17 protein-coding genes and 1 tRNA gene are annotated in these 24,883 nt (G+C 68.4%); 13 read left to right on the top strand and 5 right to left on the bottom strand.

Annotation, left to right across the window (positions count from 1 at the left end):
- Positions 1-3 precede the first annotated feature (3 nt).
- Positions 4-1,470, top strand: coding sequence for a pyruvate kinase (gene pyk / locus BJEO58_RS02640; protein WP_087007317.1), 1,467 nt, complete (start codon positions 4-6; stop codon positions 1,468-1,470).
- 131 nt (positions 1,471-1,601) lie between these two features.
- Here pyk and BJEO58_RS02635 read toward each other — a convergent pair.
- Positions 1,602-1,686 (bottom strand) — tRNA-Leu (locus BJEO58_RS02635).
- Positions 1,687-1,779: 93 nt separating this feature from the next.
- Between BJEO58_RS02635 and BJEO58_RS02630 the strand changes: the two genes are divergently transcribed.
- Positions 1,780-2,409 (top strand): ANTAR domain-containing response regulator, encoded by a 630-nt coding sequence (locus tag BJEO58_RS02630; protein WP_373270398.1) that lies wholly within the window; start codon positions 1,780-1,782, stop codon positions 2,407-2,409.
- A gap of 50 nt (positions 2,410-2,459) precedes the next feature.
- On the opposite strand, the gene BJEO58_RS02625 is transcribed toward BJEO58_RS02630, so the two are convergent.
- Positions 2,460-2,909: a PaaI family thioesterase gene (locus BJEO58_RS02625; RefSeq protein WP_087007319.1), complete on the bottom strand. Its 450-nt coding sequence runs from the start codon at positions 2,907-2,909 to the stop codon at positions 2,460-2,462.
- 92 nt (positions 2,910-3,001) lie between these two features.
- Here BJEO58_RS02625 and polA point away from each other — a divergent pair, with 92 nt between their 5' ends.
- A complete protein-coding gene (gene polA / locus BJEO58_RS02620; protein ID WP_257904194.1) occupies positions 3,002-5,653 on the top strand; it encodes a DNA polymerase I in 2,652 nt (883 codons plus the stop codon).
- Between the two features lie 21 nt (positions 5,654-5,674).
- Here polA and BJEO58_RS02615 read toward each other — a convergent pair whose 3' ends face one another.
- Positions 5,675-6,511 (bottom strand): class I SAM-dependent methyltransferase, encoded by an 837-nt coding sequence (locus BJEO58_RS02615; protein WP_101587497.1) that lies wholly within the window; start codon positions 6,509-6,511, stop codon positions 5,675-5,677.
- A gap of 274 nt (positions 6,512-6,785) precedes the next feature.
- Between BJEO58_RS02615 and rpsA the strand changes: the two genes are divergently transcribed.
- Genes rpsA through coaE form a run of 3 tightly spaced genes read left to right on the top strand, consistent with a single transcriptional unit; the run spans position 6,786 to position 11,168 of the window.
- Complete coding sequence (gene rpsA / locus BJEO58_RS02610) at positions 6,786-8,267, top strand: 30S ribosomal protein S1 (protein WP_087007323.1); 1,482 nt, start codon at positions 6,786-6,788, stop codon at positions 8,265-8,267.
- Between the two features lie 26 nt (positions 8,268-8,293).
- Positions 8,294-10,201, top strand: coding sequence for a hypothetical protein (locus BJEO58_RS02605; protein ID WP_101587495.1), 1,908 nt, complete (start codon positions 8,294-8,296; stop codon positions 10,199-10,201).
- Positions 10,202-10,211: 10 nt separating this feature from the next.
- Entirely contained in the window at positions 10,212-11,168 is a 957-nt protein-coding gene (gene coaE / locus BJEO58_RS02600) for a dephospho-CoA kinase (protein ID WP_087007327.1), read from the top strand.
- A gap of 58 nt (positions 11,169-11,226) precedes the next feature.
- Here coaE and BJEO58_RS02595 read toward each other — a convergent pair whose 3' ends face one another.
- Positions 11,227-11,652 carry an OsmC family peroxiredoxin gene (locus tag BJEO58_RS02595; protein WP_087007329.1) on the bottom strand — a complete coding sequence of 142 codons (426 nt, stop codon included), beginning with the start codon at positions 11,650-11,652 and terminating at the stop codon, positions 11,227-11,229.
- 136 nt (positions 11,653-11,788) lie between these two features.
- On the opposite strand from BJEO58_RS02595, the gene uvrB reads away from it, so the two are divergent.
- Positions 11,789-13,966 carry an excinuclease ABC subunit UvrB gene (gene uvrB, locus BJEO58_RS02590; protein ID WP_246076002.1) on the top strand — a complete coding sequence of 726 codons (2,178 nt, stop codon included), beginning with the start codon at positions 11,789-11,791 and terminating at the stop codon, positions 13,964-13,966.
- Positions 13,967-14,128: 162 nt separating this feature from the next.
- The gene (locus BJEO58_RS02585; RefSeq protein WP_101587493.1) at positions 14,129-15,121 is read left to right on the top strand and encodes a TerC family protein; all 993 of its coding nucleotides are present in this window, start codon (positions 14,129-14,131) and stop codon (positions 15,119-15,121) included.
- 84 nt (positions 15,122-15,205) lie between these two features.
- Here the strand turns inward: BJEO58_RS02585 and BJEO58_RS02580 are convergent, their stop codons facing one another.
- Positions 15,206-15,493 carry a YciI family protein gene (locus tag BJEO58_RS02580; RefSeq protein WP_101587492.1) on the bottom strand — a complete coding sequence of 96 codons (288 nt, stop codon included), beginning with the start codon at positions 15,491-15,493 and terminating at the stop codon, positions 15,206-15,208.
- Positions 15,494-15,597: 104 nt separating this feature from the next.
- Between BJEO58_RS02580 and BJEO58_RS02575 the strand changes: the two genes are divergently transcribed.
- The 5 genes from BJEO58_RS02575 (at position 15,598) to BJEO58_RS02555 (ending at position 24,879) form a co-directional block, all read left to right on the top strand.
- Positions 15,598-18,108 (top strand): DEAD/DEAH box helicase, encoded by a 2,511-nt coding sequence (locus BJEO58_RS02575; protein ID WP_101587490.1) that lies wholly within the window; start codon positions 15,598-15,600, stop codon positions 18,106-18,108.
- A gap of 64 nt (positions 18,109-18,172) precedes the next feature.
- Positions 18,173-21,058, top strand: coding sequence for an excinuclease ABC subunit UvrA (gene uvrA, locus BJEO58_RS02570; RefSeq protein ID WP_101587789.1), 2,886 nt, complete (start codon positions 18,173-18,175; stop codon positions 21,056-21,058).
- Complete coding sequence (uvrC, locus tag BJEO58_RS02565) at positions 21,045-22,925, top strand: excinuclease ABC subunit UvrC (protein ID WP_101587489.1); 1,881 nt, start codon at positions 21,045-21,047, stop codon at positions 22,923-22,925. The genes uvrA and uvrC overlap by 14 nt, the downstream gene beginning before the upstream one ends.
- Positions 22,915-23,808, top strand: coding sequence for an RNase adapter RapZ (gene rapZ, locus BJEO58_RS02560; protein ID WP_101587487.1), 894 nt, complete (start codon positions 22,915-22,917; stop codon positions 23,806-23,808). The genes uvrC and rapZ overlap by 11 nt, the downstream gene beginning before the upstream one ends.
- Positions 23,809-23,814: 6 nt before the next feature.
- Positions 23,815-24,879, top strand: a complete 1,065-nt coding sequence (locus tag BJEO58_RS02555) for a gluconeogenesis factor YvcK family protein (RefSeq protein WP_101587485.1) — start codon at positions 23,815-23,817, stop codon at positions 24,877-24,879.
- Positions 24,880-24,883 lie beyond the last annotated feature (4 nt).

Raw genomic sequence — 24,883 nt, 5'->3', positions numbered from 1 at the left:
GGCATGAGGCATGCCAAGATCGTTGCGACACTCGGACCTGCACAGACTTCCTACGAAGACATGCGCGCGCTCCTCGATGAGGGGATGAACGTCGCGCGCTTCAACATGAGCCACGGCTCCCATGCAGACCACGAGCAGAGGCTCGCATGGCTGCGCCAGGCGTCGGAGGACGCCGCCCGTCCCGTCGCGGTGCTCGTCGACCTGCAGGGCCCGAAGATCCGCGTCGGCACATTCGCCGACGGGCAGAAGCCGACCCTGGTCGCCGGGGAGCAGTTCACCATCACCACCCGTCCGGTCGACGGCACGGACCGGATCGTGAGCACGTCGTACGCGGGCCTGCCCGGGGACGTGCAGCCGGGCGACCCGCTCCTCGTCGACGACGGACGCATCCAGCTGCGCGCCCGCGAGGTGACGGAGACGGACATCATCACGGAGGTGGAGATCCCCGGCCGGATCTCCGACCACAAGGGGATCAACCTCCCCGGCGTGGCCGTCTCCGTCCCCGCGATGACGGAGAAGGACCTCGAGGACCTCCGCTGGGGCCTGCGCGCGGGCGCGGACTGGGTCGCACTGAGCTTCGTCCGCGGGCCGGAGGACGTGCTCGACGTGCGCCGCATCATGGACGAGGAGGGCATCCGCGTCCCCGTCATGGCGAAGCTCGAGAAGCCGCAGGCCGTCGATCGTCTGCGCGACATCGTGGCGGCGTTCGACGGAATCATGGTCGCCCGTGGCGACCTGGGCGTCGAGCTGCCGCTGGAGCACGTGCCGCTCGTGCAGAAGCGGGCGATCGAGATCGCGCGCCGCCAGGCCAAGCCCGTCATCGTCGCGACCCAGATGCTCGAATCGATGATCGAGGCGCCCCGGCCCACCCGGGCGGAGGCCAGCGACTGCGCGAATGCCGTGCTCGACGGCGCAGACGCCCTCATGCTGTCGGGGGAGTCGTCCGTGGGCGCGTACTGGCTGGACTCGGTGCGCACCATGGCGCGGATCATCGAATCGACGGAGCGCGAGGGGCTCGATCGCATCCCCTCCCTGGGCAGCACGCCGCACACCCGCGGCGGTGCGATCACGGCGGCCGCGGCGCAGATCGCAGAGCAGCTGAACATCGACCTGCTGTGCACGTTCACGCAGTCGGGCGACTCCGTGAGGCGGATGTCGCGACTGCGCCAGCGCCGCCCGATCATCGCCTTCACCCCGGACCCCAGGGTGCGGAACCAGATGGAGCTCAGCTGGGGGGTCCGCAGCCACCTCGTGCGCTCCGTGCACCACACGGACCAGATGGCGCGCCAGGTCGACAAGGTGCTCCTGAGCTTCGGCGAGGGGGAGGACGGTCAGCTCTGCGTGATCGTCGCGGGCTCGCCTCCCGGGATCGTCGGATCGACGAATGCGCTGCGGGTGCACGTGCTCGGCGATGCCCTGCGCGGCACTGCGGCGGCGTACCGCGACGAGGTCGACGACGAAGGAGTCTGAGCAGCGCGGGCCCGTCCCACCGGGGAGCGCACCACGACGACGGCGAGGCGGTCGGTCCACATCTGCGGGATGTGGACCGACCGCCTCGCTGTGTGAGACACCGCACACTGAGACACCGCACACGGAGTCAGTGGTGCCGGATGAGGGACTCGAACCCTCACACCCGAAGGCGGCGCATTTTGAGTGCGCTGCGTCTACCGATTCCGCCAATCCGGCCCAAGGGAAGTGTAGACGACGGACACGCGCCCCGCGCGTCGAGGACGCCATCCGGAGCCACCGATCGTGCTCCCGCGGGCGACCGGCGGTACGATGGGGCGCGTGACCGATAACGAAGAGACCCCCAGCACCGAACAGGGACCCGTCCGGCGCGTCGTCGTGGCGGAGGACGAGGCCGTCATCCGGCTCGACATCGTGGAGATGCTCCGCGAAGTCGGCTACGACGTGGTCGGTGAGGCCGCGGACGGCGAATCAGCGATCCGCCTCGCGGAGGAGCTGCGTCCCGACCTCGTGGTGATGGACATCAAGATGCCCGTGCTCGACGGCATCTCCGCCGCAGAGCGGATCGCGAAGGCGCGGATCGCGCCCGTCGTCCTCCTGACCGCCTTCTCGCAGAAGGAGCTCGTCGAGCGCGCGCGCGACGCCGGTGCGATGGCGTACGTCGTGAAGCCCTTCAGCGCGAACGACCTGCTGCCGGCACTCGAGATCGCGCTGTCCCGCCACGCGGAGATCACGGCCCTCGAATCGGAGATCTCCGATCTCACGGATCGGTTCGAGACCCGCAAGCTCGTCGAGCGTGCGAAGGGCCTCCTCATCTCGTCGATGGGGCTCACGGAGCCGGAGGCGTTCCGCTGGATCCAGAAGACGTCGATGGACCGCCGGCTCACCATGCGCGAAGTCGCGGAGACGGTGCTCAACCAGATCGGCTCGGCGAAGAAGTGAGCACGGGCGGCGCAGCGCGCCGCCCGGTCCTCAGGACGGACACAGGTCCCTCAGGACGAACCCAGAACCATATTGGAGATGCGGACGATCGACAGGAGTCGGTCGTCCGCATCAGTCATCCTCACCTCGTGGTTGAACAGGCGCCGGCCGCCGTGCAGCACCTGGGCCCGGGCGTAGACGGTCCCGGACGTGATCGATCTGAGATGGGTCGCATTGAGGTCGACGCCGACCACCGGGGCGCCTGACCGCACTGCCGCGTGCATCGACGCGAGCGTCTCCGCGATGACCACGTACCCGCCGCCGTGGAAGAGGCCCGCCGGCTGGAGATTGCCCGCGACGGGGCAGGTTCCCTCGATCCAGTCCCAGCCGAGCCGTGCGACCTCGATCCCCATCCGTGCCACGAGGGTGTCGGACGGGATCTCCCACGCGTCGACGAGGCGCGCGTACTCCGCTTCCTCCATATCCGGTGACAGGGCGGGGAAGGTGGGGCTCTGACTCATCGTGTCTCCTGGTGGGCATGTCTGGTGGGTGTTCTCGGACGCTCGCACGTCCGGTCCCACTCTAGCGATCCGGTGCCCGGTACCCTGGGATCGTGAGCACACCGACCAGCCCCCAGACCGATCCATCGATCCTCCTCATCGACGGGCATTCGATGGCCTACCGGGCGTATCACGCCCTGCCGCCGGAGAAGTTCTCGACGGCGACGGGGCAGACGACGAACGCGGTGTTCGGGTTCGTCTCCATGCTGCTGACGGCTCTCGATGCAGAGGCTCCGACTCACATCGTCGTCGCGTTCGACCGCGGGCGACCCCAGTTCCGCCTTGATCAGCACCCCGGCTACAAGGCGGGCAGAGCGAAGACCCCGCCGGACTTCCACGGGCAGGTGGAGCTCATCGAGGACGTGCTCGCAGCGCTGCGCATCCCCGTGGTCGGGCTCGAGGCCGTCGAGGCCGATGACGTGCTCGCGACGCTCGCCCGTCTTGCGGAGGAGGCGGGCGTCGAGGCGCGGATCGCCTCCGGTGACAAGGATGCGTTCCAGCTCGTGCGCCCGGGGGTCACGGTCCTCTACCCGCGCAAGGGCATGACCGACCTCGTGCGCATGACCCCCGAGGCCGTGGAGGAGAAGTGCGGAGTCACTCCCGCCCAGTACCGCGGTCACGCCGCGCTCGTGGGCGAGAAGGCGGACAACCTGCCGGGCGTGCCCGGGGTCGGCCCCAAGACCGCGGCGAAGTGGCTCACGACCTACGGGGACCTCGACGGGATCCTTGAGAACGCCGATGACATCAAGGGCAAGGCGGGGGAGAACCTGCGCGCCCATGTCGACGACGTCGCCCGCAACTACCGGCTGAACCGGCTGCTCGATGACGTGGAGCTGCCGCTGGGCATCGCCGACGCCGTCCGTCGCGAGCCGGACCGCGAGGCGCTGGGCACGCTGTTCGACCAGCTCGAGTTCGCGGTGCTGGGTCGCCGGGTCGAGGCGGTGCTCGGTGCCGGTGAGGGCACCGACGTCGCCGCAGCCGAGGTCCCGGAGCCCGTCCGGGTCGACTCCGGCTCCCTGCGGCACGAGCTGGACGCCGTGCGTGCGACGGACTGGGTCGCCGTCGCGACGGACGCCGCGTACGTGCTGGGCCAGGGGACTGTCGACCATCTGGCGCTGGCCGCGGGCGACCGGGTGTCGCTCATCGACCTCACCGACCTCGATGCGCCGGCGACCGACGCGCTGTCAGCGTTCCTCACCGACCATCCGCGGCTTGTGGCGCACGACGCGAAGCCCCAGCTCAAGGCACTCTGGGATGCCGGGTTCACGGGTGCGGACGTGGCGTGGGACACCCAGCTGGCCGGGTACCTCATCGAACCCGACAAGCGCAGCCACGACCTCGGCGACCTCGCCTCGACGCACCTCGGGGGAGCACTGCCCACCGCACCGGACGACGAGCCGGGCGCGGAGCTCGCCGCACGGGCGTGGGCGATCGCGCAGCTGCGTCCCGCGCTCGCGGACCAGCTCGACGCCCACGGGGCGTCGGCGATCATGGAGCAGATCGAAGTGCCGGTCCTCGACATCCTCGCGCGCATGGAGACGCGGGGGATCGCAGTCGATCGCGGCCGGCTCGACGCGCTCGGCGACGAGTTCCGAGAGCAGGCCGACGCCAGTGCGCAGGCTGCGTACGCCGCGATCGGGCACGAGGTGAACCTGGGATCTCCCAAGCAGCTGCAGGAGGTCCTGTTCGACGAGCTGGACATGCCCAAGACCAAGAAGACGAAGACCGGCTACACGACGGACGCCGCAGCGCTCGCGGACCTGTTCGCGCGGACGGAGCACCCGTTCCTCCATCACCTCCTGGCGCACCGTGACCGGACCAGGCTCAGCCAGACGGTCGTGGGGCTCGAGAAGACCCTCGCGGATGACGGTCGCATCCACACGACCTACCTGCAGACGGTCGCCGCGACGGGAAGGCTGTCTTCGAAGGACCCGAACCTGCAGAACATCCCGGTCCGGACGGAGGCGGGCCGGCGGATCCGCGAGGTGTTCGTGCCGGGAGCGGGGGCCGACGCGCTCCTGACGGCCGACTACTCGCAGATCGAGATGCGCATCATGGCGCACCTGTCCGGCGACTCCTCGCTCATCAGCGCCTTCCTCGCGGGGGAGGACCTCCATGCATTCGTCGGTGCGCAGGTGTTCGGCGTGGAGACCGCGGATGTCACGCCTGAGATGCGCGCGAAGGTCAAGGCGATGTCCTACGGGCTGGTCTACGGTCTGTCCGCCTACGGGCTGGCGCAGCAGCTCGCGATCGGCGTCGACGAGGCGCGGGGACTGATGGACGGGTACTTCGCACGGTTCGGCGCCGTGCGCGACTACCTGTCGACCGTCGTGGAGGAAGCGCGCTCGCGCGGCTACACGGAGACCATGGACGGTCGCCGCCGGTACCTGCCGGCACTGCAGTCGGACCGTCGGCAGATGCGTGAGATGGCGGAGCGCGCCGCGCTCAACGCGCCCATCCAGGGCAGCGCCGCTGACATCATGAAGAAGGCCATGATCCGGGTGGACGGCGCGATCCGGAAGGCGGACCTCACGAGCCGCGCACTCCTGCAGGTCCACGACGAGATCATCGTCGAACTGGCGCCGGGGGAGCACGAGGCGGTCACGGACATCGTGCTCCGCGAGATGGCAGGAGCAGCCTCCCTGAGCGTCCCCCTGGAGGTGAACGTGGGCATCGGCTCCAGCTGGCAGGACGCGGCGCACTGAGGCGCGCCCGCGCCGCGGACCTCAGCCGCGCAGGCGGGTCGAGAAGATCGTGGTGCCGGGCATGAGGCGTCCGCGCAGGGGCGACCAGCCGCCCCACGACAGCTCGTTGTCGTCCGGCCACTCCGGCTCCGTGAGCCCCGTGAGCTCGAAGCCCGCATCGATGAGCAGGCGCACCCAGTCGCCCATCGTCCGGTGGTGCTCCGCGTAGACCGGCTGACCGCTGCCGTCGACCTCGACGTAGGGAGTCCGGTCGAAGTAGGAGTACTCGACGGTCAGACCGGCCTCGCCCGGCACGTCGGGGAACATCCACCGGAGCGGGTGGGTGACGGAGAACGTCCAGAGACCGCCGGGACGGAGCACGCGAGCGGCCTCTGCGAGCACGGACTCGGCATCCTTGACGAAGGGCAGCGCCCCGTAGGACGAGAACGCGATGTCGAAGCTGCCGGAGGGGAAGGGCAGCGATCGGGCGTCGGCCTGGAGGAAGGTGGGCGGCACCGCGCCGTCCGCCAGGGGCTGCTCCCGCTGGAGGCGGGAGGCCTGCTCGAGCATTCCGGACGACAGGTCCACGCCGGTCGCCAGCGCGCCGTGCTCCGCGAGCCAGCGCGAGCACTGCCCCGCACCGCAGCCGATCTCGAGGACCTGCTGCTTGACGACGTCGCCGAGCAGTCGCACGTCGTCCTCGCGCACGCCCTCCGGACACCAGACGAACTCCGAGGCGCCCAGGAAGCTGCCGTGCTCCGCCAGGTACTCCTCTGCGGATCCGTCCCAATACGATCGGTTCGCGCGGACGGACTCCTCTTCGCCGATCGACAGATAGCCGCCGCTGATGATCTCCGGCGAATACTCTCCCTCGCTCACATGCACTCCCTGCTGGTCGAGTCGGGCATCGTGCCCGGTCGATGCCGATCCGGTGCAGTCTCCGATGCTGGTCGAAGGGGCCGAGCACGTGCGCTCGCACCCTTCGTGGTGCTAGCATATTGGACTGTATGCACTTCGCGCACAGAAACCACACACCGCAGCCGTGCTGCGGGTGGCGCACGATGTGCTGCGCACACACAACACCCATCACGAGACCGTGCCCCCGTTCCCCCGGGATCGCGGGCCACATTCCATCTACGGAGTCCCTTACCTAATGACCACCACCACGCCTGGCTCGGCGCAGCAGAAGCAGGTTGCCGTCAACGATATCGGCACATCGGAAGACTTCCTCGCCGCCATCGACGAAACCATCAAGTACTTCAACGACGGAGACATCGTTGAAGGCACCGTCGTCAAGGTCGACCGCGACGAGGTGCTCGTCGACATCGGATACAAGACCGAAGGCGTCATCCTCTCCCGCGAGCTGTCGATCAAGCACGACGTCGAGCCCTCCGAGGTCGTCGAGGTCGGCGACGCGCTCGAAGCTCTCGTCCTCACCAAGGAAGACAAGGACGGGCGGCTGATGCTGTCCAAGAAGCGTGCGCAGTACGAGCGCGCCTGGGGCGACATCGAGCGGATCAAGGACGAGGACGGAGTCGTCACCGGCACCGTCATCGAGGTCGTCAAGGGCGGTCTCATCGTCGACATCGGACTGCGCGGCTTCCTGCCGGCGTCCCTCGTCGAGATGCGCCGTGTGCGCGACCTCGCTCCGTACATCGGCCAGGAGGTCGAGGCGAAGATCATCGAGCTCGACAAGAACCGCAACAACGTCGTCCTGTCGCGCCGCGCATGGCTCGAGCAGACGCAGTCCGCGGTCCGCCACGACTTCCTGCAGACCCTCCAGAAGGGCCAGGTCCGTCCGGGCGTCGTCTCCTCGATCGTCAACTTCGGTGCCTTCGTGGACCTCGGCGGCGTGGACGGCCTCGTCCACGTGTCCGAACTGTCCTGGAAGCACATCGAGCACCCCTCCGAGGTCGTCGCCGTGGGCGACGAGGTCACGGTCGAGGTCCTGGACGTCGACATGGACCGCGAGCGCGTCTCGCTGTCGCTCAAGGCGACGCAGGAGGATCCGTGGCAGCACTTCGCACGGACCCACGTCATCGGTCAGATCGTGCCCGGCAAGGTCACGAAGCTGGTTCCGTTCGGCGCGTTCGTGCGCGTCGAGGACGGCATCGAGGGCCTCGTGCACATCTCCGAGCTCGCAGTGCGCCACATCGACCTGCCCGAGCAGGTCGTGGGCGTCGACGAGACGATCTACGTCAAGGTCATCGACATCGACCTGGACCGCCGCCGCATCTCGCTCTCGCTCAAGCAGGCGAACGAGGGCGTGGACCCGGAGGCCGAGGAGTTCCTCGACCCCGCGCTCTACGGCATGCTCCAGGAGTACGACGAGGACGGGAACTACAAGTACCCGGAGGGCTTCGACCCGGAGACCAACGAATGGCTCGAGGGCTACGAGACCCAGCGCGAAGAGTGGGAGCAGCAGTACGCTTCGGCTCAGGCGCACTGGGAAGAGCACAAGAAGCAGGTCGCGAAGGCCATCTCGGCCGACGCGGACGCCGCTGCCTCGACGTCCGTCAGCTCGGAGTCCGCTCCGGCTGCGAACTACGCCAGCGAAGCACCGGTCACCGATGCCGGTACCCTCGCCAGCGACGAAGCGCTCGCTGCTCTGCGTGAGAAGCTCGCCGGCAGCTGAGCTGCCGGACGACTGACTCATCGACTTTGAGCAGAACGCAGGAGAACTCCCGGACCACGGTCCGGGAGTTCTCTCCGTCTCAGGCCCGCACGACTCCGCTGCTGCGTGAGCGCCTGCGGCCGTGGCTGATCTTCGCCGCGGTCCTCATCGCACTCGCGCTCCTCACGTTCCGCGGCCTGCTCGCGGAGCCCGGGGGCCGCGTATATGCGGAGAACGATGACACGTCGCTCTTCGTGTGGTGGTTCGCGAACGGTGCGGACGCCGTCGCGTCCCTGTTCGGCGCAGGCTCCGGCGCCAGCGGATTCCTCTACACCGTCCAGATGAATTGGCCCGATGGGGTCAACGGCGCATGGAACACCGGCGCGCTCGGCCTCACGGTGCCGCTGGCCCCGATCACCTGGCTGTGGGGCCCCGTCGTCGCCTACAACGTGGCGATCATCGCCTCACCCGTGGCCGCATCGCTCGCGGCGGCGCTGTTCCTCACACGCTTCGCAGATCGCCTCCCCGCGTTCATCGGCGCTGCGCTCTACGGCTTCTCCCCGTACCTGATCGCACAGGCCGGGGGACACCTCAACCTGAGCTTCGCGGTCCTCCCTCCGCTGGTCGCGGCGTTCCTCTGGCAGGCGGCGGTCGGTCCCGGCGGAGGAGCCGCCCGCGCACGGGTCGCCGCGCTCGTGCCCTGGGGCGTGCTGCTGGGCGGAGCGATCGGCTGGCAGTTCTACATGTCCAGCGAGCTCCTCGCAGGGACCTTCCTCGCAGCGCTCACAGGTGTGCTCGCGATCGCCGCAGTGCTCCGTCGCAGGATCCTGCCCCGCCTCGTGCCGACCCTCGCCGCGAGCGGGGCGGCGGTCGTCACCGCCCTCCTGCTGGCGTCTCCTCTCCTCATGACGATGGTGAACGCACCGAACCGGCCGGACGGCGCGATCCGTCCCCACGGCGTCTGGAACAACGACCTCGCCGACCTCGTCGTTCCTCCCCTGTTCGCTCCGGGCCACGGCCTGGTCCCGGACATCCCCCGCGTGCTGCACATCGATCCGGCGGAGATCGGCGGATACGTGTCCGTCGCGTGGCTCGTCGTCGCGGTCTGGGCCGTCGTCCGGCACCGCCGCAGCGCGCGTCATGGGGGCCTCGTGCGCGTGCTCGCGGTCACCGTGGTCCTCATGTGGCTGCTGTCGATGGGGTCGCCGCTGCGGGTCTTCGGAGCCGAGGTGCCGACCCCGGGCCCGTTCCGCGTCATCGAGCACATACCCGTCCTCATGAACATCCTCCCGATGCGCCTGGCGGTGCACGTGGTGCTGTGCCTGAGTGCGCTGACCGCAGTGCTGCTGCACCATGCGCTGCGGGACGCGCACAGGCGCCGCGCGGCTGGTGAGCGCATCCGCGGTGCCGCGAGTCTGGGTCCCTTCGCCGCAGTGCTCCTGACCTGCGTGCTGATCGCTCCCGTCGCGGTCCCCACCCGCGACATCACCGTGCCGCGCTTCTTCACATCGGATGCGGTCACCGACACGATCCCCGCCGGAGCGGTGGTGAAGGCACTGCCCACCCCACGGGCGGTCGCAGAGGCGGACTACGCGCAGTCCATGGTGTGGCAGGCGGTGACGGGGATGCACTATCGGGAGACCGGCGGCTACTTCATCGGCGGCACCGACAGCCACGCGGTGACGTACCAGGCGCTGCTCGATCCGCTGGATCAGCTCCTGCGCGACGAGGAGCAGACCGCGGTCCGGGACTTCGACGAGGGCCGGACCGCCGAGGCCGTCCGCGGCATCCGCGCGGGCGGCACCGATTTCGTCCTCATCCCCGTCGATCCGCCTCTGCTGCACTGGCCCGCGGACGAACTCGCGGGCCTGCTCGCGCAGACGCCGGGTGCACGAGCGGAACTCGTCGCAGACGTCTGGGTCGTCGACCTCCGGGGGATCGACGACGCGTCGTAGGCTTGAGCCCATGACGGACTCTCAGCGCGCGCTCGGCCCCCTGCTCATCGGACTGACAGGGGGGATCGGCGCCGGAAAATCAACGGTGGCCTCCCTCTTCCGGTCCCGCGGTGCGGCGGTGGTGGATGCCGACGCGATCGCCCGCGAGGTCGTGGAGCCCGGAGAACCCGCTCTCCTTGCGCTCACGGAGGAGTTCGGAGACGGGATCCTCACGGAGGCGGGCGAGCTGGATCGGGCGGCGCTGGCCACGGCGGCCTTCGCCTCGGCGGATCGCACCGCGGCCCTGAACGCGATCATGCATCCGGCGATCGGTGACCGGACGCACGCGCGCATGGCCGAACTGGCCGACCACGGCGTCGTCGTCCACGACGTCCCGCTCCTCGTGGAGAACGGGATGACCGCGCGCTATCACCTGAGCGTCCTCGTCGACGTGTCGGAGGACATCCGCCTCGAGCGCCTCACGACGAGCCGGGGGCTCGACCGCGAGGACGCGCTGCGGCGCATCCGTGCACAGGCCGCTGACGAGCAGCGTCGCCGCGCCTGCGACGCGATCCTCGACAACTCGACCACCGAGCAGCAGCTCGAGGCGCGGTTCAGCACACTGTGGGAGGAGCGGATCGAACCGTTCCGCCGCCATCGTGCGGCGGGAACTCCCGCACAGCCGTCTGAGCTCGCGGCGGGGGAGACGTCCTCGGAGGCGCAGGAGGCGGCGGGGGCGCGCCTGGTCGCCCGGATCGAACGCGCCGCGTCCGCTGCCGGGATGACGTGCACGGCCACCCATGAGCCCGGGCCCCAGGGCGTGGAGATCGCTCTCTCGGTGGTGGACGGAGACACCGCGTCCCGCGTGCGCAGCGTTCTCGCCGATGTGGGGTTCGCACCCGTCGCGGAGGATGCAGCGCCGCACGCAGCGACGGAGCGGTACGCACACACCGATCCGGGGCGCCCGGCGTTCGTCTCCGTCAGCTGAGGTCGCTCCGGCTGAGGTCCGGCTGAGCCCTCCCCAGCCGGACCTCGCCAGCCCGACCTCAGCGCAGCGAGGCGGTGAGGTCGATCGAGACGCCCTTGAGGGCGCGGGAGACGGGGCAGTCCTTCTTCGCCTTCTGTGCGGCAGTGCGGAAGTCCTCCTCGGACAGGCCCGGTACGGCACCGACGACGTACAGATGAATGCCGGTGATCCCGTTCGCGGGGGAGAAGCTGACATCCGCGCCGGTCGAGAGCTCTTCGGGAGGCGTTCCCTGCTGCGTGAGGGCGTTCGACAGCGCCATGGAGAAGCATGCGGAGTGAGCGGCACCGATCAGCTCCTCCGGCGTCGTCGCGCCGTTGGCGCCCTCTGCCCGCGCGGCCCACGTCACGCCGAGCGTGCCGGAGCCGGAGCTGTCCAGCGAGACGGATCCCGAGCCCTCGGGAAGCGTGCCGCGCCAGACCGTGTGCGCCTTCGAGACCGTGTCCATCGATTCCTCCTCATGAGTGGGTATGTCGTACCTCTCACGAGTCTAGGCCGATCTCACGAGTCTGGGCCGACCAGCGGTCGCTGCGGACGAGCGGAGTCCTCTCCCCGTGTCCGTGTGGCGCGCTATCGTGAACCGTATGACTGCGCAGCCACCCGACTCACGCCCCCAGGACGCTCCGCAGAGGCCCGTCCCGCGGGTGGGGCACCGTCCGGAGATCGTCCGCTCCGTCGCACCGTTCGACGTGGTGTCCGACTATCAGCCCTCCGGTGATCAGCCCGCTGCCATCGCGGACATGACGGAGAGGCTGGATCGGGGGGAGAAGGACGTCGTGCTGCTGGGTGCGACCGGCACGGGCAAGTCCGCGACGACCGCTTGGCTGATCGAGCGCATCCAGCGCCCCACGCTGATCATGGCCCACAACAAGACGCTCGCAGCGCAGCTCGCGAACGAGTTCCGCCAGCTGCTGCCGAACAACGCCGTCGAATACTTCGTCTCCTACTACGACTACTACCAGCCGGAGGCGTACGTCCCGCAGACGGACACCTTCATCGAGAAGGACTCGTCGATCAACGACGAAGTGGAGCGGCTGCGGCACTCGGCCACCAACTCCCTGCTCACCCGGCGCGACGTGGTCGTCGTGTCGACCGTCAGCTGCATCTACGGCCTGGGCACCCCGGAGGAGTACGTCGACCGCATGGTGTCGCTGAAGATCGGCGATGAACTCGATCGTGACGAACTGCTGAAGCGGTTCGTCTCGATGCAGTACTCGCGCAACGACATGGCGTTCACCCGGGGCACCTTCCGGGTGCGCGGCGACACGGTGGAGATCATCCCGCAGTACGAGGAGCTGGCGCTGCGCATCGAGTTCTTCGGCGATGAGATCGAGGCCCTCTACACCCTCCACCCGCTCACGGGCGAGATCGTGCGGCAGGAGGAGGTCGTCCACATCTTCCCGGCCAGCCACTACGTCGCCGGCGAAGAGCGGATGGGCCGTGCCATCACGGACATCGAGCAGGAGCTCGCGGACCGCCTCCAGGAGCTGGAGGGGCAGAACAAGCTGATCGAGGCCCAGCGGCTGCAGATGCGCACCACGTACGACCTCGAGATGATGCGGTCGATGGGCTTCACCTCCGGCATCGAGAACTACTCGCGGCACATCGACGGGCGCGCCGGCGGCACGGCGCCCAACTGCCTGCTCGACTACTTCCCGGAGGACTTCCTCCTGGTGATCGACGAATCCCATGCGACGATCCCGCAGATCGGCGGGATGTACGAGGGGGACATGTCGCGCAAGCGCACCCTCGTGGACCACGGGTTCCGGCTGCCCAGTGCGATGGACAACCGGCCGCTGAAGTTCAACGAGTTCCTCGAGCGGATCGGCCAGACCGTGTACCTCTCCGCGACCCCCGGCCCCTTCGAGCTGGAGCGCGCGAACGGCTACGTCGAGCAGATCATCCGTCCGACCGGACTCATCGACCCGAAGGTGACGGTGAAGCCCACCCGCGGGCAGATCGACGACCTGCTGGAGCAGATCCGGGTGCGCGTCGAGCGGAACGAGCGCGTGCTCGTCACGACTCTGACGAAGAAGATGGCTGAGGACCTCACGGACTACCTCCTCGAGCACGACGTGCGCGTCGAATACCTGCACTCCGATGTCGACACCCTCCGCAGGGTGGAGCTGCTCAGTGAGCTGCGGGCAGGCGACTTCGACGTGCTCGTCGGCATCAACCTCCTCCGCGAGGGCCTCGACCTCCCGGAGGTCTCCCTCGTGTCGATCCTGGACGCGGACAAGGAGGGCTTCCTGCGGTCCGCGACCTCACTCATCCAGACGATCGGACGCGCCGCGCGCAACCTGCACGGCGAAGTCCACATGTACGCGGACACGATCACACGGTCGATGCGGCAGGCGATCGATGAGACGGACCGACGGCGCGAGGTCCAGCGGAAGCACAACGAGGAGCACGGCATCGACCCGCAGCCGCTGGTGAAGAAGCTGTCCGACATCACGGAGCGCCTCCGCCGGGAGGACGCGGACACCCGCGAGATCCTCGCAGAATTCGACTACGGCAAGGGCAAGCGGGGCTTCAACGCGACGATCACGGACGAGCAGCGCGCCGCCTTCGAACGCAGCAAGTCCGACGGAGCCCCGCTGGCGCCGCCCGCGGAGGATCTGGTCGAGCTCATCGCCTCGCTGACCGACCAGATGCACGCCGCGGCGGCGGACCTGCAGTTCGAGCTCGCGGCGCGGCTGCGCGACGAACTGGGCGACCTCAAACGCGAACTGCGGCAGATGAAGGAGGCGGGCCACGCGTGAGACGTGTACGATGAGGCGTCGTTGAAGGGGAGTATCCCTCGCTCATCCACGTTCGTCATCACGATCGCAGCACGGCGCGATCCGGATGTGGAGCGGCCCGAACCGGGACCGTGGGAGAGACTTTCGACCGCATGATGCGCACCACTCCTCTGAAAGGCCCCCATGCAAGAGTTCTTCCAGGATCCCTATCACGTGTTCGAGGTCGTCTCGAGCGTCGTGCTCGTGCTGATCCTCGTCGCGGACCTCCTCCTCGTCGTCAAACGGCCGCACACGCCCTCCATGAAGGAGGCCTCTCTCTGGGTCGCCTTCTACGTGACACTCGCGCTCGTCTTCGCCGGGATCCTCTTCGCGATGGGCGACGCGCAGCGCGGCGGTGAGTTCCTCGCCGGCTGGTTGACGGAGTACAGCCTCAGCATCGACAACCTGTTCGTCTTCGTCATCATCATGACCGGCTTCGCGGTGCCCAAGAAGTACCAGCAGCAGGTGCTCATGGTGGGCATCATCCTGGCGCTGATCTTCCGCGGCATCTTCATCCTCGCCGGCGCCGCGATCATCGAGAGCTTCATCGAGGTCTTCTTCATCTTCGGCGTCTTCCTCCTGTGGACCGCGTGGAAGCAGGCCTTCAGCGGTGACGACGACGAAGACGCGGAGAACGGCTTCATCCGCTTCCTCCGCAAGCGCATCAACATCACCGACGATTACCACGACAACAAGCTGCGCGTGACGATCGACGGGAAGAAGTTCTGGACCCCGATGCTCATCGTGTTCGTCGCGATCGGCACGACCGACATCATGTTCGCGCTCGATTCGATCCCCGCGATCTTCGGCATCACCCAGGACACCTTCCTCGTGTTCACGGCGAACGTGTTCGCGCTCATGGGCCTGCGCCAGCTCTACTTCCTGCTGGGTGGTCTGCTCGACAAGCTGCCCTACCTCCACTACGGCATCGCCGCGATCCTCGCGTTCATCGGCGTAAAGCTGTTCCTCCACGCCCTCCACGAGACGGAGTGGCTGCCGAGTGCCTTCACCTCGCAGGTCCCGGTCATCAACACGTGGATGTCGTTGGGCTTCATCATCACGGCGATGCTCGTCGCGACGGTCGCCAGCCTCATCGCGATGCGACGCAACGAGGAGGCGTCCCTGCGCAGGGACTGACCTCCCCTCCCCAGACGCTGAGGCGCCGGTCACCCTCGTGGGTGACTGGCGCCTCGGCGTGCGTGCCCAGCGGCACGAGGAGCGTCAGGCCTCGAACGGCCCGAACACCGGCGTCCACGACCGCACGAGCGTCTCCGCGATGACGCCCGCGTCGTGGTAGGGATCCTGCGCCAGCAGCTGACTGATCTGGTCCTTCGACTCTCCCTGCATGATCAGGAGGCCCCCGGGCGTGAGCTCGTCCTCGAGCGGACCGGAGGCGAGCAGGGTGCCCGCCTCCAGCTGCGCTGCCTGCCACTCGCGGTGTGCGGGACGGATGCTCATCCGGGTGTCCGTGTCAGGACCGTACGTGTAGGTGACGGCGAAGACTGCCATGGCTCTCCTGTGTGTCGAGGTGGGACTGGTGGGATACTCGTAGCGGTGCGTGTGAGCGCATCGTGATCCGAGACTAACCCCGAAGACCCTCCAGGAGCCCCTCCGTGTCCCGACTCCCGCACATACCCGACGACTTCGCGGACGCCGACACCGTGTGGGACATGTTCGAAGCCCATACGAGGGAGCAGGGCCTGACGCTGTACCCGGCGCAGGAGGAGGCGATCCTCTCCGTCCTGGCCGGCGAGAACACGATCGTCGCCACACCGACCGGTTCGGGGAAGTCCATGGTCGCGCTCGCGGCGCTCTACTACGCGGTGTCCACCGGGCGCACCGCGTACTACACGGCTCCGCTCAAGGCACTGGTGAGCGAGAAGTTCTTCTCCCTCGTCGAGGCGCTGGGCCGGGAGAACGTGGGCATGGTGACGGGCGACAGCTCTGTGAACGCGGATGCCCCCGTCATCTGCGCGACGGCGGAGATCCTGGCCAACCACGCGCTGCGCGAAGGTGCCAATCTCGACGTCGCACTGGTCGTCATGGACGAGTTCCACTACTTCGGCGACCCTCAGCGCGGGTGGGCATGGCAGGTGCCGCTGCTCGAGATGCCGCAGTCGCAGTTCGTGCTCATGTCCGCGACGCTGGGCGACACGACGGAGATCCAGCAGCGGCTCACCGACCTCACGGGCCGCGACACCGCGTACGTCGGCTCGGCGGAGCGCCCCGTCCCGCTCGAGTACGACTACTCCCGGACGGCGCTGTTGGAGAAGCTCGCACAGCTCGTGGCCGAGGACCGCGCACCGGTCTATGTCGTGTCCTTCGTCCAGGCCCGCACGATCGAGCTCGCGCAGTCCATCGTCGCCGCCAATCTCACGACGCGCGCCCAGCGGGATCTGATCGCCGAGGAGGTCCGGGGCTTCCGCTTCGGCAAGGGCTTCGGAGTCACGCTGCGCCGCCTGGTGCTCGCCGGCGTCGGCGTGCACCACGCGGGCATGCTGCCGCGGTACCGCAGGCTGGTCGAGCACCTCACGCTCAAGGGACTGCTGAGCGCCGTCTGCGGGACGGACACCCTGGGAGTGGGCATCAACGTGCCGATCCGCACGGTGCTGCTCACCTCGCTCACGAAGTTCGACGGCCGCCGCGTGCGGCAGCTGCAGGTCCGGGAGTTCCAGCAGATCTCCGGGCGGGCGGGACGCGCGGGCTTCGACGCGGTCGGCTACGTCGTCGTCCAGGCGCCGGAGCACGAGATCGAGAACGCCATCGCGGTCGCCAAGGCCGGTGACGACCCGAAGAAGCGGAAGAAGCTCAAGCGCAAGCAGGCGCCGGAGGGCTTCGTCGGCTGGTCGGAGCAGACGTTCGAGAACCTCATCCACGGCACGCCGGAGCAGCTGCGCTCGCACATGCGCATCACGCACTCGACGATCGTGAACCTGCTGGCGCGCCCGCGCGCCGGGATCGACACGATCAGGGACTTCCTCGAACGCACGCACGAGACGCGGGATCGGAAGCTCGACCTCATGCTCCGCGCACTGCGGGTGGGGCGCAGCCTCATCGCCGGAGGGGTCGTCGAGCGCGTCGACGGCGGCGAGGGACGGAGCGAGTACCGGTTGAGCGAGGACCTCGGTCCCGACTTCGCGCTGAATCAGCCGCTCAGTCCCTTCGCGCTGGCCGCTCTGGATCTCTTCGACTCGGAGTCCGAGACGTGGGCCATGGACGCGCTGAGCGTCATCGAGGCGACGACGCAGATCCAGCACCACATCATCCGCGGGCAGCTGGACCGGGTGAAGGGCGACGAGCTCGCCGCACTCAAGGCGGACGGGGTCGAGTACACGGAGCGCATGGCCATCCTCGATGAGCTCGACGTGCCGCGGCCCAACGGCGAGGTCCTCGAAGCGGCGTTCGAGTCCTACGCGGAGGCCGCGCCGTGGGTGCGGGAGATCGGCATCGAGCCGAAGGCGATCGTCGCCGACATGATCGAGCAGTCGATGAACTTCTCGCAGTTCGTCGCCTACTACGGGATCAGCCGGGTGGAGGGGGGTCTGCTCCGCTACCTCCTCGACGTGTGGCGGGCACTGGTGCAGACCGTCCCGGTCGACCGGCGGGGCGAGGAGCTGGACGCGATCATCGAATGGCTGGGTGATCTGGTCGTCCGGGTCGATTCCAGCCTCGTCGAGGAGTGGGCGAAGCTCACGGAACCGGGGGAGGAGCTCCCGGACGTCGCGCTGAATGCGCTGGAGAGGACATTCACCTCCGATACCCGCCGCTTCACCGCCGCGGTGCGCAACGCACTCTTCCACCGCGTCCTCCTGGCGGAGCGCGCGGCCTATCGGGAGCTCGGTGCGCTCGACGCCGAATCGGGGTGGGGCACCCGCGAGTGGGAGGACGCGATCGAATCCTTCTACGACGAGTACGGAGAGCTGGGGATCGACGCGAACGCACGGTCCGCCGCGATGGTGAGGATCACGGAATCGGGACGCACCTGGTCCGTGCAGCAGACCCTCGCAGATCCGGACGGAGACCGCGATTGGGCGATCCGCGCGACCGTCGACCTCGACGCCAGCGACGAGGCGGGCGAGGCCGTGGTGCGGATCGACGGGGTGGGTCCGCTCACAGAGGCGTGAGCGTGTCCGTCCCGGTGACTAGAGTGGGGGCGTGACTCCGCAGAACTCCGTGAAGAAGACCACCGTGGCCCCGGCGCACACGTCGTCCCTCGACGACGATGCCCCGGTCATCCGCGTCGAGGGCGCTCGTGCCCACAACCTCAAGGACGCGTCGGTCACCATCCCGCGCGACTCGATGGTGGTGTTCACCGGGCTGAGCGGTTCCGGCAAGTCGTCCCTGGCGTTCGACACGATCTTCGCGGAGGGCCAGCGCAGGTACGTCGAATCCCTGTCCGCCTACGCGCGGCAGTTCCTGGGGCAGGTCGACAAGCCGGACGTCGACTTCATCGAGGGGCTGTCCCCGGCGGTCTCGATCGATCAGAAGTCGACATCGAAGAATCCGCGCTCGACCGTCGGCACGATCACGGAGGTCCATGACTTCCTCCGTCTCCTCTGGGCGCGGATCGGCGTCCCGCACTGCCCGACGTGCGGGGAGGTGATCGAGAAGCAGAGCCCTCAGCAGATCGTCGACCGCCTCCTCGAGCTGCCGGAGCGGACCAAGCTGGTGGTGATGGCACCGCTCGTCCGCGACCGGAAGGGCGAGTTCAAGGATCTCTTCCCGAAGCTCCTGGCGCAGGGCTATTCGCGCGCGATGGTCGACGGGGAGCAGATCCGCCTGGACGACCCGCCGGAGCTGAAGAAGCAGTACAAGCACTCGATCTCCGTGATCGTCGACCGCGTCGTCGTCCGCGACGGCATCCGACAGCGGCTGGCCGACTCCGTGGAGACGGGTCTGGCGCTGGCAGAGGGTCGGATCGACATCGACCTCGTCGATGAGGGCACCGTGCGCACCTACTCGGAGAACCTCCGCTGCCCCAACGACCATCCCCTCGTCCTCGACGAGATCGAACCGCGCACCTTCTCCTTCAACTCGCCGTTCGGCGCATGCCCCGCGTGCGACGGGATCGGCACGAAGCTGAGCGTCGACGAGTCGCTCGTCATCCCGGACGATGACCTGTCCCTCACAGAGGGCGCGATCGCCCCGTGGGCGACCGGCAAGACGACTGCCCAGTACTTCCTGCGGATCGTCAAGGGGCTCGGCGACGAACTGGGCTTCGATATGACGACGCCGTGGAAGGACCTGCCCGGGGCGGCCCGCAGTGCGCTGCTGGAGGGGAAGGACTACAAGGTCCAGGTCCGGTACCGGAACCGCTTCGGCCGGGAGCGCAAGTACTCGACGGGCTTCGAAGGAGTCTTCCAGTACATCCTCCGCAAGCATGAGGAGACGGAGTCGGATGCCTCGCGTGAGCGCTACGAGGCGTACATGCGAGAGATCCCGTGCGCCGTCTGCGCCGGCACACGACTGCGTCCCGAAGTCCTCGCGGTGACCGTGGGGGACCGTTCGATCGCACAGGTCTCCGCGCTGCCCATCGACGAAGCGGCGGTGTTCCTCGACGGGCTCACGCTGTCGGATCGCGACGCCGCCATCGCGGCGCAGGTCATGAAGGAGATCAGTGCTCGGCTTCGGTTCCTGCTCGACGTGGGTCTGGACTACCTGAGCCTGGATCGGACCGCGGGCACGCTGTCCGGCGGCGAAGCACAGCGGATCCGTCTCGCGACGCAGATCGGATCGGGGCTCGTGGGTGTCCTCTACGTCCTCGACGAACCGAGCATCGGCCTGCACCAGCGGGACAACCGTCGCCTCATCGGAACGCTCGCGAAGCTGCGCGACCTCGGGAACACCCTCATCGTCGTCGAGCACGACGAGGAGACGATCGAATCCGCGGACTGGATGGTCGACATCGGCCCTCGCGCCGGCGAGCACGGCGGTGAGATCGTGTACTCGGGACCGGTCTCCGGCATCGTCGACGCACCGCGGTCCATCACCGGCGACTACCTCTCCGGCCGCTCGTTCATCCCGCTGCCGGAAGCTCGGCGACCCGTGGACCCGGACCGTATCGTGACGGTCGAGCGCGCACGGGAGAACAACCTCCAGGACGTGACGGTCGATTTCCCGCTGGGAGTCTTCACCGCCATCACCGGTGTCTCCGGATCGGGCAAGTCGACCCTGGTGAACGACATCCTGTACACGGAGCTCGCGAACAGGCTCAACAAGGCGCGCCGCGTGCCCGGTCGCCACAAGCGGATCACGGGTCTGGAGAACCTGGACAAGGTCATCCACGTCGATCAGTCGCCGATCGGGCGCACGCCGCGGTCGAACCCCGCGACCTACACCGGGGTCTTCGACCACGTCCGCAGGCTCTTCTCCGAAACAGAGGTCTCCCGCGTCCGCGGCTATCAGCCGGGCCGGTTCTCCTTCAATGTGAAGGGCGGCCGCTGCGAGAACTGCAAGGGCGACGGCACGATCAAGATCGAGATGAACTTCCTGCCGGACGTGTACGTACCGTGCGAGGTCTGCGACGGGGCCCGTTACAACCGGGAGACCCTCGAAGCCACGTTCAAGGGCAGGTCGATCGCTGCGGTCCTCGACATGCCGATCGACGAGGCCGCGGAGTTCTTCGAAGCCGTTCCGGCGATCTCCCGTCATCTGAAGACCCTCGTGGAGGTGGGGCTCGGCTACGTGCGCCTCGGACAGCCGGCGACGACTCTGTCGGGTGGTGAGGCGCAGCGCGTGAAGCTCGCCTCCGAACTGCAGAAGCGCACCCGCGGGCGCACCGTCTACGTCCTCGACGAGCCGACGACGGGTCTCCACTTCGAGGACATCTCCCGCCTGCTGGCCGTGCTCCAGGGACTCGTGGACAAGGGCAACACGGTCCTCGTCATCGAGCACAATCTGGATGTGATCGGCTCCGCCGACCATGTCATCGACATGGGGCCGGAAGGCGGCCGCGGTGGCGGCAGCGTGGTCGCAGAGGGCACTCCGGAGCAGGTCGCGCAGATCGCGGGCAGCCACACGGGCCAGTACATCGCGGAACTGCTCCGCAGGAGGAGCGTCGGTGGACCCCAGTGAGTACCGGCCCGCGTCGGGGGAGATCCCGACACAGGCGGGAGTCTACCGGTTTCGCGACGAGGACCGCAGGGTCCTCTACGTCGGGAAGGCGAAGAACCTCCGACAGCGCCTGAACTCGTACTTCGCAGACCCTGCGGGGCTGCACCCGCGCACGTTCCGCATGGTCCACTCCGCCTCATCGGTCGAATGGACGGTCGTCACGACGGAGGTCGAGGCCCTCCAGCTCGAATGGACGTGGATCCGCGAGTTCTCCCCGCGGTTCAACGTCATGTTCCGCGACGACAAGTCGTATCCCTACCTGGCGATCACGACCCAGGACCGCGTGCCGCGGGTCTACGTGACCCGGGGGAAGCGCCGGCAGGGCGTCACCTACTTCGGTCCCTTCGGCCAGGCCTGGGCGATCCGCGAGTCCCTCGACCAGCTGCTGCGCGTGTTCCCGGTCCGCACGTGCACCTCGGGCGTCTTCAAGCGCGCCGAGCGCAGCGGCAGACCCTGCCTGCTGGGCTACATCGGGAAGTGCGCCGCCCCCTGCGTCGGCCGGGTGAGCGAGGACGAGCACCGCGACCTGGTGCGCGGGATCACGGATTTCATGTCCGGGTCGACGGGCACGATGATCTCGTCGCGGAAGAAGGAGATGGCGGCTGCGGCCGCAGACCTGGACTATGAGCACGCGGCGCGGCTGCGGGACCAGATCCAGGCTCTCGAGACGGTCCTCGCGAAGAACGCCGTCGTCCTGTCCATGAACGTGGACTGCGACATCTTCGCCCTCCATCTGGACGAGCTCGAAGCCGCCGTACAGGTCTTCCACGTGCGCGGAGGCCGGATCCGCGGTGAGCGCGGCTGGATCGTCGAGCGCCTCGAGGGCACGACTCGCGGGGAACTCACCTCCGACTACCTCCGGCAGGCATACGGCGACGTGGCCCCCGAAGCCGTTCCGCCCGAAGTGCTCGTCGACGTCGGTCCGGACGATCGTGCGTCGATGGAGGAATGGCTGCGAGAGCGGCGCGGCGGCAGCCGCGTGACGCTGAGGGTCCCGGAGCGCGGCGAGAAGAAGGCCCTGCTCGACACCGTCCGGCAGAACGCGGAGCAGTCGCTGGTGCTGCATCGGACACGGAGGGCGTCGGATCTCACGACCCGCAGCGAGGCGCTGCGGGAGGTCCACGAGCTGCTCGGACTCGATGAGCCGCCGCTGCGGATCGAGTGCATCGACAATTCCCACACACAGGGACAGGACGTCGTCGGCTCCCTGATCGTCTTCGAGGACGGGCTGCCGAAGAAGCGCGACTACCGGCACTTCTCCGTGCGCGGGGAGGCAGCGCGCGATGACACGTCGGCGATGTATGACGTCGTGTCCAGACGCTTCTCCCGGTACCTCGAGAGCCTGGCCTCCGACGAACCCGACGAGCGCTTCGGCTACCGTCCGTCCCTGCTGCTGGTCGACGGAGGCCCGTCTCAGGTGTCTGCGGCACGCCGGGCGCTGGACGACCTGGGGCTCGCAGGCATCGCGGTCGCGGGCCTCGCGAAGAGGCTCGAGGAGGTCTGGCTGCCGGGCGACGACTATCCGACGGTGTTCCCCCGCAGCTCCGAAGGGCTCTACCTGCTGCAGCGGATCCGCGACGAGGCGCACCGCTTCGCGATCTCCTTCCATCGGAAGAAGCGCGCCGCGACTGCGAAGACCTCTGCGCTCGATGCCATCCCGGGACTCGGACCCGCCCGGCGGAAGGCTCTGCTCAAGCAGTTCGGATCGGTCGCACGGATCCGGAAGGCCTCTGTGGAGGACCTCCAGGCGGCCGAGGGAGTCGGCGCAGCTCTGGCGGCTACGATTCACGAAGGATTGAAGGAAGGGGCTGCACAGGATGACAGCTGACACCACCGCTCGGGGACACCAGCCTGAAGTCGTCCTCGTGACCGGGATGTCCGGAGCAGGCAAGACGACGGCCGCGCGCGTCCTCGAGGACCTCGACTGGTACGTCGTCGACAACCTGCCGGCCCAGATGATCCCTGCGCTGCTCGAGCTCGTCGGGCGTGCCGAAGGGGCACTGCCCAACGTCGCGATCGTCACGGACATCCGGGGCCGCGGCACACCGCGGACCGATCTGGCGGCAGCCGTCGATGAGTACCTCCACCAGGGCATCGCCCTGCGGGTCCTCTTCCTCGATGCCGGTGACGACATGCTCGTGCGCCGGTACGAATCCGTCCGCCGCCCGCACCCCATCCAGGGCGAGGGCACGCTTCTCGACGGGATCTCCGCGGAGCGGGCGGTCCTGGAGAACCTCCGCCACCGGGCGGATGTCGTCATCGACACCTCCGACCTCAACGTCCACGAGCTGGCCCGCGAAGTACGCAGCGCATTCGCGGAGAACGGCGGCGATGCGCTGCGGATCACCGTTCTGAGCTTCGGGTTCAAATACGGGATCCCCAAGGATGCGGATCATGTGGCGGACGTGCGGTTCCTGCCGAACCCCCACTGGATCCCGCACCTGCGCCCGTTCAACGGCACGGATTCCGAAGTCGCGGACTACGTCTTCCAGAAGCCGAACGCGTCCGCATTCCTCGATGACTACACCCGAGCACTCGCGACCGCAGTCGCCGGGTACGTGGACGAGGGCCGTGCCTTCGCGACCGTCGCCCTGGGCTGCACGGGTGGCAAGCACCGGTCGGTCGCGATGTCGGAGGAGCTTGCCCGTCGCCTCCGCCACGCAACGGGTGTGCGGGTGTCTGTCCGCCATCGGGACCTCGGAAGTGAGTGAGAGATCATGAGCACACACGGAGCACCCGACATGGGGCGCGCCCCCAGCACAGAAGAACTGCCGCTGCTGCTGGGGGGAGTCTTCGGCCGCAAGCACGACGATCACGGGAGCAGGGGCGAACCGCGCATCGTGAGCTTCGGGGGAGGGCACGGCCTCTATGCGGCGCTGCGCGCCTTCCGCCTCATCACGGAGAACCTCACCGCGGTGGTGACCGTCGCGGACGACGGCGGGTCATCGGGCCGGCTCCGCAGCGAGATGGGCGGTCTGCCGCCCGGCGACCTGCGGATGGCGCTGGCGGCGCTCTGCGACGACGGGGAATGGGGACGCGTCTGGCGCGATGTCATCCAGCATCGCTTCACGTCCGCCGGATCACTCGAGGGCCATGCCGTGGGCAACCTCCTCATCGCGGCCCTGTGGCAGATCCACGACGACCATGTGGTCGGCCTCGACTGGATCGCCCGGCTCCTGCGCGCGCACGGCCGGGTGCTGCCCATGTCGTCGCTGCCGCTGACCATCGAGGCGGACGTCCAGTCCACCCCGAGCGAACCGACGACGGTCATCCGCGGCCAGTCCGTCCTGGCGGCCACGCCCGGCAGGGTGACCGAGGTGCGTCTGGATCCGGCCTCGCCGCCCGCGCGCAGTGAGACGATCGCAGCCGTCGAGCAGGCCGACGTCCTCAACCTGGGGCCCGGCTCGTGGTACACGTCCGTGATGCCGCACCTCCTGGTGCCGGATCTGGCCCGGGCGATCTGCGAATCGGATGCGCTGCGCACACTCACGCTCAACCTGGGTGCAGCACCGGGGGAGACGGCGGACCTCTCCCTGGTCGACCACCTGCAGTCGCTGCACAACCACGCGCCAGAGCTGCGTCTCGACTACGTACTCGTCGATGCCTTGGCAGCAGCGGGCGAGCCCGCACTCGTCGACATCGCCGCCTCGCTCTTCGGCGCCGCCGTGCGCACCCATCCACTCACGTCGCGGCGGCCCGGTCAGCACGACAGCCTCAAGCTGGCGGCCTGCTACCGTGACATGCTGCTGGACTCCGGGCTGCTCGCGGAGGAGCAGTGGTGACGGA

This window comes from Brevibacterium jeotgali, assembly GCF_900169175.1.
GTDB lineage: Bacteria > Actinomycetota > Actinomycetes > Actinomycetales > Brevibacteriaceae > Brevibacterium > Brevibacterium jeotgali.
This window is presented reverse-complemented; position numbering and strand designations above follow the sequence as displayed.

What these genes read in the sequence shown, in the direction of transcription:
- pyk (WP_087007317.1), top strand. Translation starts at nt 4, where the DNA reads ATGAGGCATGCCAAGATCGTTGCGACACTCGGACCTGCACAGACTTCC.
- BJEO58_RS02630 (WP_373270398.1), top strand. Translation starts at nt 1,780, where the DNA reads ATGGGGCGCGTGACCGATAACGAAGAGACCCCCAGCACCGAACAGGGA.
- BJEO58_RS02625 (WP_087007319.1), bottom strand. Translation starts at nt 2,909, where the DNA reads ATGAGTCAGAGCCCCACCTTCCCCGCCCTGTCACCGGATATGGAGGAA.
- rpsA (WP_087007323.1), top strand. Translation starts at nt 6,786, where the DNA reads ATGACCACCACCACGCCTGGCTCGGCGCAGCAGAAGCAGGTTGCCGTC.
- coaE (WP_087007327.1), top strand. Translation starts at nt 10,212, where the DNA reads ATGACGGACTCTCAGCGCGCGCTCGGCCCCCTGCTCATCGGACTGACA.
- BJEO58_RS02595 (WP_087007329.1), bottom strand. Translation starts at nt 11,652, where the DNA reads ATGGACACGGTCTCGAAGGCGCACACGGTCTGGCGCGGCACGCTTCCC.
- uvrB (WP_246076002.1), top strand. Translation starts at nt 11,789, where the DNA reads ATGACTGCGCAGCCACCCGACTCACGCCCCCAGGACGCTCCGCAGAGG.
- BJEO58_RS02585 (WP_101587493.1), top strand. Translation starts at nt 14,129, where the DNA reads ATGCAAGAGTTCTTCCAGGATCCCTATCACGTGTTCGAGGTCGTCTCG.
- BJEO58_RS02580 (WP_101587492.1), bottom strand. Translation starts at nt 15,493, where the DNA reads ATGGCAGTCTTCGCCGTCACCTACACGTACGGTCCTGACACGGACACC.
- rapZ (WP_101587487.1), top strand. Translation starts at nt 22,915, where the DNA reads ATGACAGCTGACACCACCGCTCGGGGACACCAGCCTGAAGTCGTCCTC.
- BJEO58_RS02555 (WP_101587485.1), top strand. Translation starts at nt 23,815, where the DNA reads ATGAGCACACACGGAGCACCCGACATGGGGCGCGCCCCCAGCACAGAA.